Raw genomic sequence first — 15,449 nt, 5'->3', positions numbered from 1 at the left:
TAAAAAAGCGCTTCGCCGGCAAGCCGGCCTCCTACGGATCGGCGAAATCCTGCAGGCGCCGGCTTGCCGGCGAGCAGACGGTCAAAAAATATAGTCGGTCGTCAGGAAACTCGACTGCCGGTTACGGATGATTTCGCTGATCAGTTGCTTGTTTGATTCCTGGAACTTCGTTGCAACCAGGGTGCGTATGGAGAACACCCGCAGTGCGTCGTGCACCGACAACGTACCTTCGGCGCTGTTCTTGCGGCCGTTGAACGGGTAAGTGTCCGGGCCGCGCTGGCACTGGGCGTTGAGGTTGATGCGCCCCACCTGGTTGGCGAAGATGTCGACCAGCGCGCCGATGGTCTCGGGGTCGTTGCCGAACAGGCTCAACTGCTGGCCGTAGTCGGAGTCGAGCACATAGTCGATCACCGTCTGCAGGTCACGGTAGGGCACCACCGGCACCAGCGGGCCGAACTGTTCCTCGTGGTACACCCGCATGTCGCGGCTGACCGGGTAGAGCAGGGCGGGGTAGAAGAACGAACCACGGCTCTGGCCACCGCCTTCATTGAGTACCTTGGCGCCTTTGCTTGTGGCATCGGCCACCAGGCCATCGAGGTAGTCGACCTTGCCAGGTTCCGGCAGCGGCGTCAGGGCAACACCCGGTTCCCAGGGCATGCCGGGCTTGAGCGCGGCCAGTTTGCGCTGGAACTTGTCGAGGAACGACTCGACCACATCCTCGTGCACGAAGAGAATCTTCAAGGCGGTGCAGCGCTGGCCGTTGAACGATAGCGCGCCGGTGACGGCCTCTTCCACGGCGTTGTCCAGGTCGACCTGTGGCAGGACGATGCCGGGGTTCTTGGCATCCAGGCCCAGGGCCGCGCGCAGGCGGTGCGGGCGCGGGTGCAGTTTTTTCAGGTCGCTGGCGGCTTTATGAGTGCCGATGAAGGCGAACACGTCGACCTTGCCGCTGGCCATCAGGGCGCTGACCGTCTCGCGACCACGGCCATAGATGACGTTGATCACCCCGGCCGGGAAGCTGTCACGGAATGCCTCGAGCAGCGGGCGGATCAGCAGGACGCCGAACTTGGCCGGCTTGAACACCACGGTGTTGCCCATGATCAGCGCCGGGATCAGCGTGGTGAAGGTCTCGTTCAGCGGGTAGTTGTAGGGGCCCATGCACAAGGCCACGCCCAGCGGCGCGCGACGGATCTGGCCGAGGGTGCCCTGTTCCAGCTCGAAACGGCTGGAGCGGCGGTCGAGGTCCTTGAGTGCATTGATGGTGTCGACGATGTAGTCGCAGGTGCGGTCGAACTCTTTTTCCGAGTCCTTGAGGTTCTTGCCGATCTCCCACATCAGCAGCTTGACCACGGCCGTGCGCTGTTCGCGCATGCGGGCCAGGAATGCCTCGACATGCTGGATGCGTTCGGCCACGCGCATGTTCGGCCAGGCGCCGCGGCCTTTGTCATAGGCGGCGACGGCGGCGTCCAGGGCGGTGAGTGCGGTGTCGGCATCGAGCAGCGGGGCGCTGCCGAGGATCACCTGGCGCTCACCGTCGCCGTCCTTCAGCCAGACCGGGCTGCGTACCGTGGCCAGTGGGCCGTCCCAGCGCCTGAGCTCCCCGGCGACGAGGTAATCGCGTTGTTCCAGAGGTTCGCCCAGGCGCCAGGCTTCGGGAACATCTTCAGGGGCGGGAAACAACGAATCGAGCAGACGGTCCATGGGCACTGCACCTCTCTAATCCAGATGATGAAACGCTTCAGCCGATGAGCATGCGCTCACCGGCTGAAAAACACCAGTCTGGCTCATGAAGCGGTGTGTGGCACCCGCCTTGTGGTCATTCCTCGAAGGGTGGAGGGAACACCTCGTCCTCCAGCAGCCTCATCGCGCCGATCGACAAGGCATAGTCTCTGACCCGAGGGTCGGCGAAGGTGCGCAGCCGTTCCCACAATTGTGGCTGGCTGTAGTCGGGCAATTGCTGCAGGCCCCTGAGCTCTCGGCGGTAGGCCAGTGGCAGATCGTTCCAGATGCCCCAGTCGTCGACGTCGGTGTCTTCGAGCATTTCCTCATAGTCGGCGTCGGCAACCAGCAGGTCGATGCCGTGCTGATCGTAGTAGGCCTGGATCTGCTGGCTGACCTGCTCGCTCAGGTCGTCGCTCTCCAGCCACAGGTTCTGGGCGGCAACGCGGGACAGCTGCAGGTCTTGCGGCAGGTTTGCGAAGCGGTTGTCGCGCAGGTCGAAAACCCTCGGCTGCCAGTCGTCGTCATTGCGAATGCCCGCAGGCCAATCCACAAGCTCACAGTGGTTGAGGTTGAGGATATCGAGGTCGTCCAGCTGACCGAGGTCGGGGCTTCGGGCCAGGGTATTGTGCGACAGGTCTAGCAGCTCCAGGCCGCTCAGGCGATCGAGGGCCGCCTGATTGGCGTCGTTCCAGACGATTCGATTACCTTGCATGTCGAGCCGTCGCAGCGACTCCGGCACAGCGATATCGGGGATCTGCGCCAGCCTGCAGTCCACCAGGTGCAGGTGCTCCAACCGGGGAAAGCGTTCGAGGAACTCCGCGGGCAGCTCGGTCAAGTCGCGATTGCCGGTCAGGTCCACGCGTTGGATATGCTCGAAGCGGTCCGGTAACGCCAGCGCTGCGAGGTCCTCGTCTGTCAAAGCCAGGTCGGACAGGCTCAGCAGGTGAACAGCATGCCCTTCTTCTTCGGAAAACTCAGAAATGCGCTGCCAGTTGCTTACCAATTTGCGGGCGGCGGCATGGCGCAGTGGATTATCGCCTACCCAGGCACGCAGTTCGTCGCGAAAGTCCATGAGTTCGCGTTCCAGGTTGGTCATCTGTTGCACAGGGTCCAGCCCTGCCGCGACCCATTGTGTCAGTTGTTCATTGATCTGCAAGTCAGCGGCCTCGGGATAGAGTTGCCGGTAGCGTCGGAACGTCGCACCGATGTCGATGCGCGGGGCCGCTTCCTCCATGCCACCCGACAGCCCTCCGCGCGGTCCCCAGCCCAGCGCAGAGGGTTCGAGCAGGCGCATCGCTCGCGTATTGTCAGACGCCGCCAGGCGATGGATCGCGCCACGCAGGCTATCGATATCATTGTGTGCCAGCCCCAGGACCTGATGGTCGCTCCGGGACAGTACATGGAGGACAGCCCTGCCAAGGTCACGCTCCCGAGGTTGCGCGACTGGTCGCTCCCCGAGGTGGGCCTCGTAACCTTCGGCGGACTTGATCACGACGCAAGTGCGGCTGCCTGACTCGGCGCCCGAGGCCATCAGCACGGGGCCTCGGGGCGAGGCAGCACGCAGTTCGAGGCGCAGTTGCGCAGGCCAGCCGGGGAGCTGGGGCAGGGCATTGATGATCAGGCGCTCGCTGTCGGCGCTGGCCTGCTCGGGCAGGTAAAGGCCTTCCAGCGCGCTGTTCAGGAACTGGCGGGCCGAGTCGTTCTGCACGGATGAAAGGGCTTGCGATGGCAGTTGCTCTTCGGCCTGCAGGCGCCTGATCATTGACGCAGTCAGGCGTGGGTAGTCCTGAAGCAGGCGCCCTGGTACCGGTCGCCACAGGCGCTGACTGCCGTCGTCGAAGGTCACAGGCTCGAGGTTCTCCATCAACGTGCTCGAACCAAGCGCTTTCACGACTTTCCCAGCAAGGTGCAAGCCGCCTACCACCGCGAGGTTGATCGCGACCGATTGGAGATGCTGCATGGCTTGCTGGCGATCACCGACCTGCCAGGCTTCATAGCCTTCGTAGGTTTCATCCAGCAACTGGTAGGCAATCACGGCGGTCATGAGCGAGCCTAATGCCGGGACGAACAGGCCGGCGATCATGAGCGCATTCAGGCCAGCGCTGTTCCACAGCGCTTTGCGAGCTTTGTACGCCAGTTCATCGGCATCGGCGGTGGGCACGGCCACTTGCCTGGCCTCGCGCTTGAGACGGGCCAGGTGGTCATTGTGCAGGAAATCGTAGAGATCACCTGTGATCGGTGAGGCTTCCAGGTGCAAGTCGGCATCTGCGCGCAGCGGCCAGGCCTGGCCTGCGGGTGAATCACCCTGGGCGTCGAGGTTCTGTCGTAGGCGACTGCAAAACAGTGCACGTTGCGCGCTTGGGACCAAGTCCATGAAGCGTTGGCGGAACGTGGCGTCCAACAGCGCCGTGCGCAAATACTCCCGCAGTGCATCGAGGTCGTCGAAGGCGCACAGTGTTTCCAGTTGCCCGGGCAGGTGCAGCAGCAGGCCAGGCGCACCGGTTTCGATGATGACAGCCTCGTGCACGGTGACGCCGAACAGGCTCAGTTGCCTGCAAGGGAGGGCATGGCCGTCGGTCAGCAGCGATTGCACGGCATCCCATGCCGGGCCGTCGAGTCGATGACGTATGCGCGCAAGATCGGCCGCCAGGCGCAGGCGGTCCTGGTAGACGCTGACCGCCGCCCGGCGAGTGGCCGCAGGTGCGAACAGGGTATCGAGGTGATCCTGGTAGCGCTGGCCGATATCCAGTTCGCGGCAGGTCCTGGCGAATGCGTCGGGCGAAAGCGCCAGCGGATTGATGGTCACCTGCTCCGACGGCAGAGCGATGCTCACTTCGGTTTCGCTGTCACCCAGCGTCGTCTTGCCCATCACGGTGGTCTTGAGCACCGTCCAGTCATCGTCCAAGGCAAGGGCGCTGTCCCAACTGAACGTGGCCCGGTCGCTGAAGTTCTGCAGGGCGGCTTCGAGCAGACTGCGGTGTTGGTGATGGGTGACATACACCTGGAAGGTGTAGAGGTGCTTCAACCACACCAGCCCGGCCTTGCGCAGTGGGGCGCTGAAGCCGTGGCTGTTGCGCAAACGTTCGGCAAGCAGCGGCTCGGCGAACGCGTTGATGCTCTTCAGTCCGCGTAGCTGTTTGGCCAGCAAGCGTTGCGAGCCCATCAGGCGCGCCTGGCTGGCCTCCACGGCCTTGCGAAGGCAGGGCGCGGCATTGGCGAACCAGTCGGCTTCGGCGCCGGGCAGGCCCTGTGCCGGTGCGATAGCGTCGCCTAGCCGCTGCCAGTGTTCGGGGGTAGCGTCCTGGGCCCAGGCGGGTAGCTGGCGTTCGAGGAGGGCCTGGTGTGGATTGGGCTTGTTCGAGTCCATGTGTGGCTCCTTGCAAAAGCGCGATCAGACCTGTCTTGGCGCTGCCTCGGGTGATACATAGCTCTGGCTGCGGTCGGGCGGCAAAAGAAACCTCAATTTCGTCCGTGCCGCGCCGATAACCGCTCAATAGCCTTACGTCGCCTGCCTATGACCCTCTCCCAACTCCCCCATGAAGCGCCGCCGTCCACTCCCGCCGCGCTGCGCCAAACGCTTAACCGCCTGCTGCCGGTCGGCTTCGCCCTGGTCGGCATTGGCCTTTCGGTTGCCCTCGGCTATCTCGATGCACAGCGCGAACGCAACGAACAGTTGGGTAACCTTGCCGCGCGCCTGGCTGGAATGCGCGGGGCGCTGGAGGCACAGCTGGGTGCCGCGTTCGGTGAGGCCGAAGGCATCGCCCAATTGATCGCCACTGATGGCACGATCAGCCCGGCACATTTCCACGGCATGGCTCGCAATGCCCTGCAGTCGATGCCCTACATGCGCCATATCGCGCTGGCGCCGGCAGATGTGATCAGCGATGTCTATCCAATGCAGGGTAACGAGCGGCTGATCGGGCTGGACTACCGCCAGTTGCCGGACCAGTTTCCTCTCCTGCAATCTGCCCGTGATCAGGCGCGTCCGGTGCTGGCGGGGCCGCTACAGCTGTACCAGGGCGGCAGGGCACTGATCTACCGGCGGCCGGTGTTCATCACGGGCAAGCGTGGCGTGCAGTTTTACTGGGGCAATGTGTCAATCGTGGCCGATATCGACCGGCTGTTGCTCAGCGCAGGCCTGCGCCCGGACACCGAGTTCGAGCTGGCGGTGCGCGGTGTCGACGGCAAGGGTGCCGATGGCGCGCTGATCTGGGGTGACCCGCGGTTGTTCGAAGAGTCCCAGGTGAAGATGACCGTCGAAGTGCCCGGGGGTGTCTGGCAGTTGGTGGCCGCGCCTCGGGCGAGCGCGGCAGGGCTGGACTTGTTCGCCTCGCCGCTGTTCCTGTTCGCCTTGAGTTGCACCGGGTTGTTCAGCCTGTTCGTCGCCCAGCTCAATCGCAAGCAGCGTCTGCTCGAACAGCGTAACCGTGAGCTGCGCCAGTACCAGGCCCAGCTGGAGCGCCTGGCCCATTACGACACCATCACCGGGTTGCCCAACCGAGTGCTGTTCCAGCAGCAACTGACCGAGGCCATCCTGCAGGACCATGGCCTGGCGGTGCTGATGCTCGATATCGACGGCTTCAAGCAAGTCAACGACAGCCTTGGCCACCCCATGGGCGACCTGCTGCTGCAACAAGCCACCGCGCGCTTCCTGCAGGAACTGCACAGCCAGGATCGGGTATGCCGCCTGGGCGGCGATGAGTTCGTGTTCATGCTCCAGGGCGCTCAAGGGCAGGTGCAGCACCAGATCCGCGCCTTGCTGCGCTGCCTGCAGCGGCCGTTCGATCTCAACGGCAATGCCACTCTGGTCACCGGCAGCATCGGTTTGGCCTGGAGCCCACAGCACGGTGAAGACGCCGACAGCCTGCTGCGTCACGCCGACACCGCCATGTATGCGGCAAAGGAAAGTGGGCGCAATGCCTGGCGCCCATACCACCCGGACATGACCGAGCGCCTGCAGCAACGTCTCGAGCTGGAGCGCAACCTGCGCAGGGCTCTGGAGCACAACGAGTTCGAACTGTGGTACCAGCCCAAGGTCGACCTGTTCAGTGGGCAACTGGAAGGTGTCGAGGCGCTGCTGCGCTGGCGGGATCCGCACCATGGCCTGGTGTCTCCCGCCGAGTTCATTCCGTTGGCCGAGCGCACCGGCCTGATCATTCCACTGGGCGAGCGGGTGCTGGAGCTGGCGTGTGCCCAACTGGCCGCCTGGCGTGCCGGCGATGGCTTGCCCGGGCCGCTGGCGATCAATGTGGCGGCTTTGCAGATCGAGCGCAGCGACTATGTCACCAGCCTGGCGTCGGCGCTGGAGCGCCACAGCCTGCCGGCCAACCTGCTGGAGGTGGAGATCACCGAAAGCCTGCTGATGGAGAGCCAGCAGCAAGCTTGCGCGGTACTTGCCCAGTTGCAGGCCATGGGCGTGGCCACGGCGGTGGACGACTTCGGCACCGGGTATTCGTCGCTGGCTTACCTGCGGGCACTGCCAATCGACCATCTGAAGATCGACCGGGCCTTCATCAAGGACTTGCCCGAGGACGACGACGCCGTGGCCGTGGCCAGGGCAATCATCGACCTGGGGCATGCCCTGGGCTTCAGGATCACCGCCGAGGGTATCGAAACCCAGGCCCAGTTCGATTTCCTGCGTAACGCCGGGTGCGATCAGGGCCAGGGCTTCCTGTTCGGCCGACCGATGCCCGCCGCCGACCTGGCTCGCTGGCTGGCGGCCAACGAGAGCCGCCGCCGTGGTGCATGACGGTCAGAGATCGAGTAGTTCGAGCGCAGGCCGGTCGAGGGCGTGCTGGAGAAATGCCGGGTCGTTGTCCATGCGCGCGATCCGCTGCCAGATCGCCTCGCGGGTCGACGCCGGATCGTGCTCGAACTGCATGCTTTCCAGGACTGCTCGCAGGCCCCGGCGATAGTGCAAGGGCAACTTTTGCCATAACCGCAGGCGCTCAGGGCTGGCGTCATGCAACAGTTCCTGGTAGTCGAAATCGCTGACCAGCAGGTCGATACCATGACGTTGGTAATAGTCCTCGATCTGTTCGCGTATCACCGGATTCAGCCAGTCACTTTCCAGCGCCAGGGGATTACCGACATCGGGGGGGACCTCGAAGCCTGTCGGCAGGCGCTCGAACGCGTTGCCCGAAAGGTCCAGCAACAGCGCCTGGCGAAGTTGCCCAAGCCCAGTTGGCAACTCACTCAAGTGCGCATTGTTGAGCATCAGCGAGCGCAAGCCTGGCAAACGGTCAAGTGCGGGTGCGCGCAGCAGCGGATTGCCGCTCAGGTCCAGCAGTCGCAGGCTGGACAGGCGATCGAGCGCGGCCTGGGCACGATCGTCCCAGGTGATACGGTTGAATTCCATGTCCAGCCAGTTCAAGCGTTCAGCAGTGGCGATGTGCGGAGGGTGGGTGAACCGGCAATTGCCCAGGTTCAATCGCGTGAGGCGGGGAAGGGACCTGAGCAGTGGTTCGGGCAGGTGGCTGAGTGTCGCATTGCCACGCAGGTTCAGGTCCTCGATGTGCCTGAAGCCTTCACCTAGCGTAAGGTCGGCGATATCGCGATTTTCAAGCTCCAGCCCGGATAGGTCGAGGCTATGCAACGCCCGGCCATCGATCAGCCAGGCAAAGTTGTTACGCCGCCAAGCGTTGAGGATGGCACGTGCCGCGCGCTGGCGGCGGGGTATCTCGCCTGCCCAGGCGCCCAATCGCTCACGCAGGTCGCGCAGTGAGCGCTCACGGACAAGCAGTTCGGCTTCCGGTGCGATCAGCCGTTGTCGCCATTTAGCAAACACTTGGCTGATCTGTGTGTCGCTGACCCCGGGGTAAAGACGGCGGTAGCGGGCGAACAAGGCATTGCGTGGAGATTGCAGCACCGATTGTGGCGTCAGCGGTGTACCGCCGCGCAGGCCAAGCCTCGGTGATGGGCGTTTCAGCCCCCAGAGGCGGTGTGGCCATTCACTGCGCGTTTGCACGGCCTGCTGCCGGATCAGGCCGCCCAGGGTCTCTGGGCGATCCACTTGCAATGATCCGCGCATGGCCTTGGGAAGGGTGTCATGCAACGCATCGAGCAACGTACGGTATTGGTGGCCGGCGACAGGGCGATCGCCTTTGTAGACCTCGAAGCCCTCGGTGGATTTGACCAGCACGCGCCGCCAGCGCGCCTGCTCAGGCCCGGTGCTGGCGAGCAGGTTCCCATCAGGTCGGGACTGGCGCAGTTCAATGCGCAGTTCACCGGTGTTACCTGGCAATCGTTCCAGACAATCAAGCAAGAGGCGCTCGCTGTCGCTGCTGGCCAGGGCAGGGCGGTAAAGGCCCTCCATCGCACGCAGGATCGGTAGCTGCCCTTGCGTCTCGGCCGCCTGGCTGCGCAACCATTGCGGCAGTTGCTCACCCTTGGCCCAGGCTCCGAGCTCCTGCGCCGACAGGCGTGCCAACAATCTTCGAGCCAATGGGGTGGTCAGGCGTGGATAAGCCTGTATCAGTTGCTGTTCCAATTCATCGGTGGCCTGACTTGCGTACAGGCTTTCAAGTGCTTCGGATCCCAGCTCGGGCAAGCGTCTGGTCATTGCCATTCGCACCAGGGTGTCAGTCAGCAGGGCGGGTGTCGGCTGGTTCGCCAGGTAAACTTCCTGAAGGCGAGCGCGATCGACGCCGCTGATATCCAGGGCCTCCAGCAGCTCGGCGTCGTCGAGCGCTTCCACGCCAAATCCGGGCCCCAGCCGGCGTAGCAACTGGACATCGCTCCATCGTTGAGGCTCCTCCTGTTCGACGTGCCAGGCGCCTTCGTCGTTGTGTTCGAGCCAGGGTCGGTAGGCGTCGTCCCGTTCCGGATGGACGATTCGCCAGCGCCCCGTGCTGCTGTCCAGTGCCTGGCGATAGGTTCTTCCTCCGATACGAATGAAATGCTGGCCCTGATGCAGGTACTGCCCCTTGGCGTTGGGCCGCACGGTCTCGGGGAGTTCGACCGGGCTTTGATAGGGGGCCAGGTCGGGTTTGCGCAGTCGCTGGCTGCCGTCATCCAGGGTTATCGGGTCCAGGCCTTCGAGCAAAGGGCTGTTGAAAAGCCTGGGCAAGACCTTGCCGGCCACATGCAGCCCGGCCATCAGGCCGAGGTTCAGGCCCACCGCTTCAAGATGGCGCAAGGCCAGATGGCGGTCGCCTGCGTGCCAGGCTTCGTAGCCTTCGTAGGCTTCATCAAGTAGTTGGAAGGCTGTGACCGCCAGCATGAACGTACCCACGGCGGGAACGAAGAGGCCGGCAATCATCAGCGCATCCAGGCCCGCGCTTTCCCACAGCGCCAGGCGCTGCTTACGTTCCTGCTCGTCCGCGTCGGCGGTGGGCACGGCAAACAGTCGGGCCTCGGCCTGCAGACGGGCTACATGGTCTTTGTGCAGAAAGTTGAAAATCTCCCCGGTTACCGGTAGCTGCGCCATATGCAGGTCTGCCTGGGCTCGACGCTGCCAATTCTGCTCGGTTGGCGAATTGCCGTTGGCGTCGAGGTTCTGCTGCAGGCGGCCGAGAAACGTGGCCTGCTGCAGCCGGGGCACGTAATCCAGAAAGCGTTGGCGGAACGCCGCATCGAGCAGGTCACTGCACAGTTGCTCGTGCAGGCTTTCCATGTCGGTGAACTGGCGCAGCGCTTGGTCCTGTTCGGGGAGGCTGATCAGCAGGCCGGCCTGGCCGGCATCGATGATCAGGACTTCATGCAGAGGGATGTCGAACAGACTCAGCCGGGCACAGGGCAGGGAGGAGGCGCCGTCGAGCAGCGTCTTGAGTGTGTCCAGTGCAGCCCCCGTCAGGCGATGGCGCAGGAAGGCGATATCCGCTGCCAGGCGCAGGCGGTCCCTGTGGACCTGCTTGCTGAGCTCGGCAACCTTGGATGGCGCGAATACTGACGCCAGGTGATCTTGGTAGCGTTGGCCCAGGTCCAGTTCGCGGCACGTCCGGGCGAAGTCCTCCGGTGACAGCCCCAGGGCGGTAATCGTGTAGGTTTCCGAAGCCATGACGATGTCCACCCAGGTTTCGCTGTCACCGAGCGTGGTCTGGCCAACCACGGTGCTCTTGTTCACCTGGATGCCTTCGCTGGGTGCCAGTGCGCTGTCACGGCTGAAGGTGACGTTGCCGGCGAAGTTGTGCAAGGCGGCTTCCAGCAGCGTGCTGCGCTCGTGGCGAGAGACATTCACCTGGTGGGTCCAGCGGTGATGGATGCGGATCAGATCGGTACTGCGCAGCGGGTGGTCGAAACCGTGCTCCGTGTGCAGGCGCTCTGCAAGCAGAGGCTCGGCGAACTCGGCGATCTGACGCAGAGGTTTGATCGCCCGTGCCAGGGCCTGCTGAGAGCGGGCGAGGCGGGATTGGCTGTCCTGTACCTGCTCGCGCAGGTCCGGGGCCGCGTTGGCGAACCAGCTCGGGGGCTGTTCGGTGGTGCCTTGGGCAGGTGCCAGCGCATTGTTTAGGGGGCGCCATTGTTCGGCAGTGGCCTGGCGTGCCCAGGCGGGCAAGCGTTGTTGCAACAGCGACTGGTGGGGGATGTCGTTCGGCATGATGCTGCTCCTGTCGAGGGGAGCGGCAAGCAGACACCATTAACCTTACGTGCCTGCAGCATATAACGCTGGGTATTTTCAGTATCGGACGCGATAAGGGAAAAGTTACCTCTACCGAAGCAGTAGCTATAAGCGGTGGTTTTACAAGCACGTGTGCCCTGATACAAATTTTGACGTCATAAAAAATGCAGGATTGATGTCAATTGGCCGCTTGCCAAGGTCGGGTCGCGCATCTTTACTTGTTACTGGATATGAGTTGCTTGCGAAATGTTTGTCATGTTTATCAAATAATTACGTGCGATATCCAAGGGTAAGCCACTTTTTCTGATCTGCCCCAACGGCAGCATGCATGGACATCGGAGAAGACATGAAAGCGCACTTGGCGGCCATTGCCCGGACACTCCTATCACCTTCCCTGCGCTACGAAATAAGAAATGCTTCTAACAAACTACGCGATCTGCTCAGTCGCGCCTGTTTCTGGCGTTGGGAAGTCGCCAGGTTCAAGTTGCAGCAGGAGAGCCCCTACGAGATCCTCTACATCGGTAGAAAACAACAACGGGCCATGGCCAAGTTGCTGATCGGCGGGAAATCCCATGGGGATGTGCCGGTCGCGGAAGGCGAAAAACGCGCGAGCGCAGCCGGTCATGTGGTCGTGGTCAGTGAAATGCCCACGTCAGGGGCGTTGAACGTGCCTCATTACCTGAGTGCCGTGGTGCCCCTGGGGCGCTCCCTGGACGAGATAACCGCCCGTTACGACAGCGAACTGCGTCGCAGCATTCGCAAGCATCGGCCGCTGTACCAGATGCGCCAGACCCTTGACGACGAAGAGATCGCCATGGCCGACAGGGAACTGCTACGGCCTTATGCCACGGCACGCCAAGGTATCCATGCGGCGCAGTTTCCCACCGACGATGTGTTTCGCCTGGCCAAGGGGGTGGGGCGGCTCGACCTGATCACCTTCGAGGGGGAAGTGGTGGCCTGTCACCTGGGGTGCGAGATCACTCGGGGTGGCAAACGGTACTGGAGCACCTTGCGCTTCGGCTATTGCGAAGCGGTGTTCTCGGACGCCAAGCGCCTGCGCGAGGTCAACTCCATCACCACGTTCATGGCGCTCGAATGGGCATTGGAGAACGGTTTCGACTACTACGACATTGGCCTGTGCCTGGCCCGGCCGGATGACGGATTGCTGAAGTGGAAGAGAAGACGTGGTGGCGATATCGACTCACTGGGCAATCATGCCTACATGTTCGTGCGCCTGCCCAAGACCGGTGTGGCGCAGTTCCTCTGGGACACGCCACTGTTCGCCGTGGAAGGCAGCAAGTTGACGCTTCACCTGGGATTGCCGGATGAAGCCAGTGACGAGGAAGTTGCCGACCGTTATCACGAAATGGTCTTTGGCGGCCTGCACAAGATCTATCTCTACGGCGCGGGTCGCGCTGGCGAGCAGTTCCTCGAGACCCTGCGCACGCGCTACGCCAATCTGCAGTCGCCCCCCTCGATGGAGCGCATCTTTTCCAATTGAGCCCGGTGCCGGCTCGCCGACGCCATCCTCAAGGGAGCACGCCTCATGGAAAGTGATATTTCGAAACTCAGCGAAGTGCCCGTGGCCAGTCTGCATACCTGGACCCTTGCTGCCTACAAGTACATGGCGAGGAAGCGTCTCGCACGCAAGGCGGACCTGGACATCAAGCGCGTGGCGGCGAAAAGCTGGGATATCGCCCCCGGCGAGACCACGCTCTCGCCTCCGGCGTTCTACCTGCCCAACCAGATGGAGCGGGTGACCGGCTGGGAAGGCAAGCGTTTCTACCCCTACGTGCACCCCGGGCGCACCATGGAGGGTGGCATCACCACGGAGCAAGGCCCGACACGGGGCTACCTGATCAAGGATGTCTGGCTGGTCGACGGCGCCCTGTACAAGGGTGACGCCAGCCACTGGCTGTCGCTGAAACCTAGCGCGTTCCCGCGCATCATCGTCGAACATGAGCTTGAACGTGCGGCGGCCTACTGCACGCAGAACGGCAATACCTGGTTCGGTACCTGGCTGATGGAAGACTGCCCGACCTATGCCCTTGCATGCGAGGAGGGCATTCCGATCACCACCGCGCCATCCAGGCGATTTCCGCTGTTCGCCCAAGGGCCGGCCTACGAAGACTGGCTGGGGATGCAGCCGCTGCGTTTGCGCAGCGCGTTCATCCGCGAACTGGTGTTGTTCGACGACCTGAGCAACAACCGCAATCGGCACCTGCGCTACCGGGCGATGGGCGACAAGCTGCTGTCACATGTGGAACATGCGCCCCATCCCGGTGTATTCATCCTGCGGGGCAGCGACGGTGACCTGCGCCTGCTGCGCAATGAGCTCGAGATCGCCGAGCACCTGCGCCAGCACAGGGGCTTCAGGGTCATCGACCCGATGAAGAACGAGGTCCCGACGATCATCGCGGCCTGCGCAGGGGCGCGGGTGGTGATCGGCGTCGAGGGCAGCCAGTTGGTCCATGGCGTCAACGTCATGCAGGCAGGCAGCACCTTGCTGGCGTTGCAGCCCCCCAACCGTTTTGTCAGCTACTACAAGTACCTGACCGACCGGGACCAGCAGCACTATGCCTTCGTGGTCGGCGTGCCGGAGGGCGAAGGTTTCAGGATCGATATCGACGAGGTCGAACGCACATTGGACCTGTTGCCATCCTGAGACGCTTGCGCTGGTTGCGCGTGAAGGGGTGATGGGCCGGATTATTGCAGCAGTTTCAAGGGGGGGCGACCTGTCAAATAATGATCGAAAAGCACAATCATTCTCTTTTGATGTTCGCCGATGAAACACTTTGCTGTTCTCTGTCGGCGTCAAGTAAAGATCACGATGGCGTACCCTCGACATGATTGTTGCGCAAGGGTTTTTGAATGTTTGATTGTCTTGGTGATTTTCAAAGAAATCTTGCTTTGGCTGTGTGAAAAGACAGTTGCATAATTTGTTGGCGGGATTTTGACGAGCACAATGATGTCCGATTGATTTTTATTATGGTGTCGGATCGTTGACGTAATGTCATTGTGCCCATAAGCTCAATTTACCAGCGATGGAAACTACCGCTCACCTACAACGGTTATCCTCTTTCCAGGAGGGGAATATGCGCTCGACACTGTTCATCAAGTCGATTTTCCTGTTGGTGCTTATTAGTGGCGCAGCGCGAGCGGCCGATTCTTATATCAACCAGTCGAGTGTCATTCCTCTGGCGACGGCAGGTTGGCTGTTTGGCTTCGCCGTCATCGGTTTTGTCGCGGTAGCCAATAGAAAGCGGATCTGACGGCCTGCCTGGAAGGCTTGAACTTGACCCGATCCAAGCGCCTTTCCAGGTCCGCGTCGGCAAATCGACGGTCAATGGCGATCGACAGCACTGTCAACCGCTTGAGAATTCCCGGGCGATTGCTATATTCCACTAGCCAGCATCAACAGCCAGCACCATAACTTTCTGGTGATGGCACGGCTGGCAAAGCGGACCTCCAGGATGATCGGGGTCGCCGCAGCGAGCCGTGTGGCTGCGAAGCGGAGCGAAGAGGTAGTGTGCTGTTCTCGTTCAGTGCTCTTTTGCATGGCCACCCGTTGGCCGGAGGGACCCCTCATGGTGCGTTTGCTGCTTCCCCTGCTGGGCGTGCTGATGCTGTGGTCCGGTGCATCTGGCGCCAACGAACCGACAACCCCCTACTTGCTGAACCCCGGCGACAAGGTGCTGATTTCCGTCTGGCAGGAAGATACCCTGCGACGGGAAACCACCGTGCTTCCAGATGGCAGCATCACCTTCCCATTGGCTGGCCGGGTCGATGTAGCCGGTCTGGATGCTGCCACCGCCACACAGAAGATCAGCGTCAAGCTCAAAACCTACCTCGCCGAGCCGAATGTCAGTGTCGACATCCTCAATCCGGCCGGCAACGTCGTGTATGTCCAAGGCAAAGTCATCAAGCCGGGCCCCGTGCCGATGGCAGGTCCCACCGCTGTGCTGCAGGCCTTGAGCCTGTCGGGTGGACTGGACAAATTCGCCGACGTAAGCGACATCAAGGTGATCCGCATACAGGGCAATGACCAAAAAGTGCTGCCGGTACGTTACAAGGACCTGGTTTCCGGCCGTGACCTTTCCACAAACTTTCAACTCCAGGCGGGCGACACCTTGGTCGTCCCGTGAGCCTGCTCGACTTAATTAAGAAT

Annotated in this window: 8 protein-coding genes; 5 read left to right on the top strand and 3 right to left on the bottom strand. The window is 62.3% G+C overall.

Annotated elements, in window-relative coordinates; genetic code table 11:
* Positions 1-81: 81 nt before the first annotated feature.
* Both JYG34_RS14125 and JYG34_RS14120 read right to left on the bottom strand, forming a co-directional pair.
* Positions 82-1,701, bottom strand: a complete 1,620-nt coding sequence (locus tag JYG34_RS14125; RefSeq protein WP_213657026.1) for an NADP-dependent glyceraldehyde-3-phosphate dehydrogenase — start codon at positions 1,699-1,701, stop codon at positions 82-84.
* 115 nt (positions 1,702-1,816) lie between these two features.
* Entirely contained in the window at positions 1,817-5,089 is a 3,273-nt protein-coding gene (locus tag JYG34_RS14120) for a leucine-rich repeat domain-containing protein (RefSeq protein ID WP_213657025.1), read from the bottom strand.
* A gap of 147 nt (positions 5,090-5,236) precedes the next feature.
* On the opposite strand from JYG34_RS14120, the gene JYG34_RS14115 reads away from it, so the two are divergent.
* On the top strand, positions 5,237-7,471 hold the full coding sequence (locus tag JYG34_RS14115) for a putative bifunctional diguanylate cyclase/phosphodiesterase (RefSeq protein WP_213657024.1): 2,235 nt from the start codon (positions 5,237-5,239) through the stop codon (positions 7,469-7,471).
* Positions 7,472-7,474: 3 nt separating this feature from the next.
* Here the strand turns inward: JYG34_RS14115 and JYG34_RS14110 are convergent, their stop codons facing one another.
* Positions 7,475-11,260, bottom strand: a complete 3,786-nt coding sequence (locus JYG34_RS14110) for a dermonecrotic toxin domain-containing protein (protein ID WP_213657023.1) — start codon at positions 11,258-11,260, stop codon at positions 7,475-7,477.
* Positions 11,261-11,627: 367 nt separating this feature from the next.
* On the opposite strand from JYG34_RS14110, the gene JYG34_RS14105 reads away from it, so the two are divergent.
* From JYG34_RS14105 to JYG34_RS14090, 4 genes are all read left to right on the top strand, one after another.
* Positions 11,628-12,782: a hypothetical protein gene (locus JYG34_RS14105; RefSeq protein WP_213657022.1), complete on the top strand. Its 1,155-nt coding sequence runs from the start codon at positions 11,628-11,630 to the stop codon at positions 12,780-12,782.
* A 45-nt stretch (positions 12,783-12,827) separates the two neighbouring features.
* Positions 12,828-13,946, top strand: a complete 1,119-nt coding sequence (locus JYG34_RS14100) for a glycosyltransferase family 61 protein (RefSeq protein ID WP_213657021.1) — start codon at positions 12,828-12,830, stop codon at positions 13,944-13,946.
* Between the two features lie 430 nt (positions 13,947-14,376).
* Complete coding sequence (gene eppA, locus JYG34_RS14095) at positions 14,377-14,553, top strand: EPS-associated small membrane protein EppA (protein ID WP_167535660.1); 177 nt, start codon at positions 14,377-14,379, stop codon at positions 14,551-14,553.
* A gap of 315 nt (positions 14,554-14,868) precedes the next feature.
* Positions 14,869-15,426 (top strand): polysaccharide biosynthesis/export family protein, encoded by a 558-nt coding sequence (locus JYG34_RS14090; protein ID WP_213657020.1) that lies wholly within the window; start codon positions 14,869-14,871, stop codon positions 15,424-15,426.
* The last annotated feature ends 23 nt before the right edge of the window (positions 15,427-15,449 follow it).

Origin of the sequence: Pseudomonas entomophila (genome assembly GCF_018417595.1) — a bacterium.
GTDB lineage: Bacteria > Pseudomonadota > Gammaproteobacteria > Pseudomonadales > Pseudomonadaceae > Aquipseudomonas > Aquipseudomonas entomophila_C.
This window is presented reverse-complemented; position numbering and strand designations above follow the sequence as displayed.

What these genes read in the sequence shown, in the direction of transcription:
- JYG34_RS14125 (WP_213657026.1), bottom strand. Translation starts at nt 1,701, where the DNA reads ATGGACCGTCTGCTCGATTCGTTGTTTCCCGCCCCTGAAGATGTTCCC.
- JYG34_RS14120 (WP_213657025.1), bottom strand. Translation starts at nt 5,089, where the DNA reads ATGGACTCGAACAAGCCCAATCCACACCAGGCCCTCCTCGAACGCCAG.
- JYG34_RS14115 (WP_213657024.1), top strand. Translation starts at nt 5,237, where the DNA reads ATGACCCTCTCCCAACTCCCCCATGAAGCGCCGCCGTCCACTCCCGCC.
- JYG34_RS14110 (WP_213657023.1), bottom strand. Translation starts at nt 11,260, where the DNA reads ATGCCGAACGACATCCCCCACCAGTCGCTGTTGCAACAACGCTTGCCC.
- JYG34_RS14105 (WP_213657022.1), top strand. Translation starts at nt 11,628, where the DNA reads ATGAAAGCGCACTTGGCGGCCATTGCCCGGACACTCCTATCACCTTCC.
- JYG34_RS14100 (WP_213657021.1), top strand. Translation starts at nt 12,828, where the DNA reads ATGGAAAGTGATATTTCGAAACTCAGCGAAGTGCCCGTGGCCAGTCTG.
- eppA (WP_167535660.1), top strand. Translation starts at nt 14,377, where the DNA reads ATGCGCTCGACACTGTTCATCAAGTCGATTTTCCTGTTGGTGCTTATT.
- JYG34_RS14090 (WP_213657020.1), top strand. Translation starts at nt 14,869, where the DNA reads ATGGTGCGTTTGCTGCTTCCCCTGCTGGGCGTGCTGATGCTGTGGTCC.